At 74.7% G+C, this 3628-nt stretch carries 4 protein-coding genes; all 4 read right to left on the bottom strand.

All coding sequences use genetic code 11. From position 1 onward, the window contains the following. Positions 1–44: 44 nt before the first annotated feature. The 4 genes from HCN56_RS26810 to HCN56_RS24395 all read right to left on the bottom strand — a co-directional run bounded on the left by HCN56_RS26810 (position 45) and on the right by HCN56_RS24395 (position 3441). A complete protein-coding gene (locus HCN56_RS26810; RefSeq protein ID WP_245246982.1) occupies positions 45–1274 on the bottom strand; it encodes a chromosomal replication initiator protein DnaA in 1230 nt (409 codons plus the stop codon). Positions 1275–1288: 14 nt separating this feature from the next. Next, positions 1289–2236, bottom strand: coding sequence for a methylenetetrahydrofolate reductase [NAD(P)H] (metF, locus tag HCN56_RS24405; RefSeq protein WP_167974645.1), 948 nt, complete (start codon positions 2234–2236; stop codon positions 1289–1291). Between the two features lie 36 nt (positions 2237–2272). Then, positions 2273–2938, bottom strand: coding sequence for a thiamine phosphate synthase (gene thiE / locus HCN56_RS24400; protein ID WP_167974643.1), 666 nt, complete (start codon positions 2936–2938; stop codon positions 2273–2275). Between the two features lie 137 nt (positions 2939–3075). Beyond that, positions 3076–3441 carry an Rv2175c family DNA-binding protein gene (locus HCN56_RS24395; protein WP_167974641.1) on the bottom strand — a complete coding sequence of 122 codons (366 nt, stop codon included), beginning with the start codon at positions 3439–3441 and terminating at the stop codon, positions 3076–3078. Between the last annotated feature and the right edge of the window lie 187 nt (positions 3442–3628).

Below are 3628 nucleotides of genomic sequence, written 5' to 3'. Positions count from 1 at the left end.
CGCCGGTTCCCGGCGCGCCACGGGCGTCACGTCACCGCGGGTGGTCAGTACCGCTGCTGGTCGTGGGGGTGGCCCTGCTGGCTGTGGTGGGCGCCGGGGTCGTAGGACTGCTGGTACTCGTCCGGCATCACCGTGTCCCGCTTCTGCGGGACCCAGACCCCGCCGGGCGGGGTCTCCTGGTAGTAGGGGCCGGGCGGCGGCCACGGGCCCTGCGGGCCGGGGCCGTTCGGCTGCGCGGCGGGGTCGTGGGAGCCCGGCGGCGGGTACTGGGTGCCGTACCCCTGGGTGGTGGGGTCGGGGTAGCCGCCGTCGGCGTACCCCGGGGGGTAGCCGTAGCCGCCCGCGTCCTGGGTGCCCTGGTGGCCGGCCGGGTTCCGACCACCGGAGTGGCTGTCGGGGCCGTTGCTCCCGTAGGTGTCGTACCCGTTCCCCGCCCCGTAGCCGCCGGCGCCGTTCCCGCCGGGGTAACTCCCGTCGCCGTAACCGCTGTTGTCCCCGTAGACGCCGTAGTCGGAGCGGTGCTCCGCGCCGCTCTCCGGGTAGCCGCCGCGCTCGTCGTAGCCGGGGTAGCCGCCGCCCTGGGCGGGGTAGCCGGCGGGCTCACCGTAGCCGCCGTCGTTCTCGTAGCCCGGCTGGGCGCCGCGGCCGTAGCCGTCGTCGCCGTAACCGGCCCGGTCGCCGGCCGGGTTGTCGCCGTAGGCAGGAGCGGGCTCCTCGCCGTAGCCCGGGTAGCCGGTGGCCCCGTAGCCGTCGCGCGGGGCGTCCTGCCCGTAGCCGTCGTCCCGGTCGCTCCGGTCGTGGTCGGCGGCGGCCCGCCGCCCGGTACCCGGCTCGGTGTCGCGGTACGCGACGTCCCGGGCGCCCCCGCCCTCGGTGCTGCCGGGCCCGCCCTCGCTCCACTCCTCGGGGGGACGGTTGCCCCCGCCGTCGCCGCCGGGCGGCGGCGGGCCGTGGCCCTCGGCCTCCTCCGGCAGCGGCGCCATCGGCTCCATGCCGCGGCGCCGCCGGCTGCTGCCGGGCTTGCCGCCGATCGACCACCCGGTGGAGAAGCCGTTGCGGAACGAGAGGGTGACGAGCGTCTGACCGGCGGCGAACGCCACCGCGCCGAGCGCGATGACGGGCACGTTGTGGATGATCACGCCGAAGACGACACCGAGGAACCCGCAGAAGGCCAGCACCCGCCAGCGCAGTCGCGCCTTGTACTGGAGCAGCACCTCCCCGAGGAGCCACAGGGCCACCAGTCCGAAGGCGAGATAGAGGACTGTCCAGCCCATCTGCCGTCCTCTCGTCAGTGCGCGGGCCCACCGTCCCCCGTGGTGACGGGGCGCCGGTGGAGGCCCAGATTGCGGTAGATGTCCAGCGTGGCCGTGGACCGGTTGAGGGTGATGAAGTGCAGACCGGGAATGTCCTCGTCCATCAACCGCTCGCACAGCCGCGTCGCGTGCTCGATTCCCACCGAGCGTACAGCGCCCGGGTCCTCCCGGACCGCGTGCACGCGGTCCGCCAGATCCGCCGGGAACGTGGCGTTGCTCAGCTGCGAGAGGCGCTCGATCTGCCGCACGCTGGTCACCGGCATGATCTCCGGGATGATCGGGGTGTCGCAGCCCGCGGCGGCGACCCGGTCCCGCAACCGGAGGTAGTCGTCGGCGTCGAAGAACATCTGCGTGATGGCGTAATCGGCGCCGGCCCGGCACTTGTTGACGAAATGCCGGATGTCGGTGTCCCAGTCGGCGGACCGGGGGTGCATCTCGGGGAACGCGGCCACGCCGACGCAGAAGTCCCCCGACTCCTTGATCAGCTCGACCAGTTCGGCAGCGTAGCTGACTCCTTCGGGGTGCCGCACCCACTCCCCCATCGGGTCGCCCGGGGGGTCGCCGCGCAACGCGAGCATGTTGCGGATACCGGCGTCGGCGTAGCGGCCGATGATGTTGCGCAGCTCGGCGACCGAGTGCTCGACGGCGGTGAGGTGCGCGACCGGGGTCAGTGTGGTGTCGGTGGTGATCCGCTCGGTGGCGCGGATGGTGCCCTCGCGGGAGCTGCCGCCCGCGCCGTAGGTCACCGCGACGAAGGTCGGGGCGACCGCCTCGACCCGGCGGATCGCCTCCCAGAGGGTCCGCTCGCCCTTCTCGGTGCGCGGGGCGTTGAACTCGAAGGAGTAGGAGCGTTCACCGGCCGCCAGCAACTCGCGGACGGTTCGCGCGTGGTCATGTCGGACGGACGGGATTCCCAGGGCCATGCCGCCACGGTAGCCAGCGGCTCCGCCCGTTGGCGATCACCGTCCGTACAGTGGACGTCGCGCCAGCGCGCGGACCAGTTCCTCGGTGGCGGCGGCGGGATCGGCGGCCTCGGTGAGGGCCCGGACGACCACGACCCGGCGGGCACCGGCGTCGAGGACGGCGTCGAGGGTGCCGGCGTCGATGCCGCCGATGGCGAACCAGGGCACGTCGCCGGCACGATCCGCGGCGTACCTCACCAGGGGCAGGCCGGGTGCGGGGCGGCCGGGCTTGGTCGGGGTGGGCCAGCAGGGCCCGGTGCAGAAGTAGCCGGTCTCCGGGTCGGCGAGCGCCGCGTCCACCTCGGCCTCGCTGTGGGTGGACCGGCCCAGGACGACGCCGTCACCGACGACGGCGCGGGCCGCGGGGACCGGGAGGTCGCCCTGGCCGAGGTGGAGCACGGGCGCCCCGGCGGCGTGGGCCACGTCGGCGCGGTCGTTGACGGCGAGCAGCTTCCCGTGGCGGCGGCAGGCGTCGGCAAGGACCTCCAGGGTCTCCAGCTCTTCGGCCGCCTCCATCCCCTTGTCGCGCAGCTGCACGATGTCCACGCCCGCGCCGAGGACGGCGTCGAGGAACGCGGGGAGGTCTCCGCGGTCCCGTCGGGCGTCGGTGCAGAGGTAGAGGCGGGCGTCGGCGATCGCCGGGTTTCCCTCACGGGTGGCCATGGGTTCCTCGGGGTCGGGGTGCCGGGCGCGGTCGCGTCCGCACCGATGGGGGTCCGGCGGGCCGGACGGCGGGGCGTGCCCGTGCGGCACGGCGGGGCGTCCCGCCGTGCCGCACCGGCGCCGGTTCCGGCCGGGGGTCAGACCGCCAGGGCCTGGGCCCGCCGCTTGACCTCGGTGCCGCGGTTCTCACTCAGGGCCTGCGCCGGGGTGCCGGGGAGGGTGTCGTCGGGGGTGAACAGCCACTCGATCATCTCCTCGTCGGAGAAGCCGTCGTCGCGGAGCAGCGTCAGGGTGCCGGAGAGGCCCTTGACGATGCGGTCCTCGCCGATGAAGTCGGCGGGGACGTGCAGGGCGCGGTTCTCGCCCCGGCGGATCGCGATCAGCTGGCCGTCCTTCACCCACTGGCGGACCCGGGTCACCTCCAGGTCGAGTCGCTCGGCGATGTCGGGCAGCGTCAGCCATGAGGGGACGAGGGCGTCAATCTTCGGATCAATCTCGGTCACACCCACAAGCGTGCCATCCCCCGGCGACAGCGTCACCCAGAACCCCCGCGTCCCGGGGCATCCGGGCCACGCGCGTCCCCCGGGCGCGGCGGGGGTGCGCGGGCGGCGGGCGGGAAACCGGTGATGCCGAGGGTGGCCGCGCCGAAGCGGCGGGGGCGCGGGCGGCGGGCGGTCAGCGCGCCGCGCG

Source organism: Streptomyces lonarensis, from assembly GCF_012033735.1.
Taxonomy (GTDB): domain Bacteria; phylum Actinomycetota; class Actinomycetes; order Streptomycetales; family Streptomycetaceae; genus Streptomyces; species Streptomyces lonarensis.
Note: the sequence above shows the minus strand (reverse complement) of the source record. Positions and strands in the feature narration are given on the sequence as shown.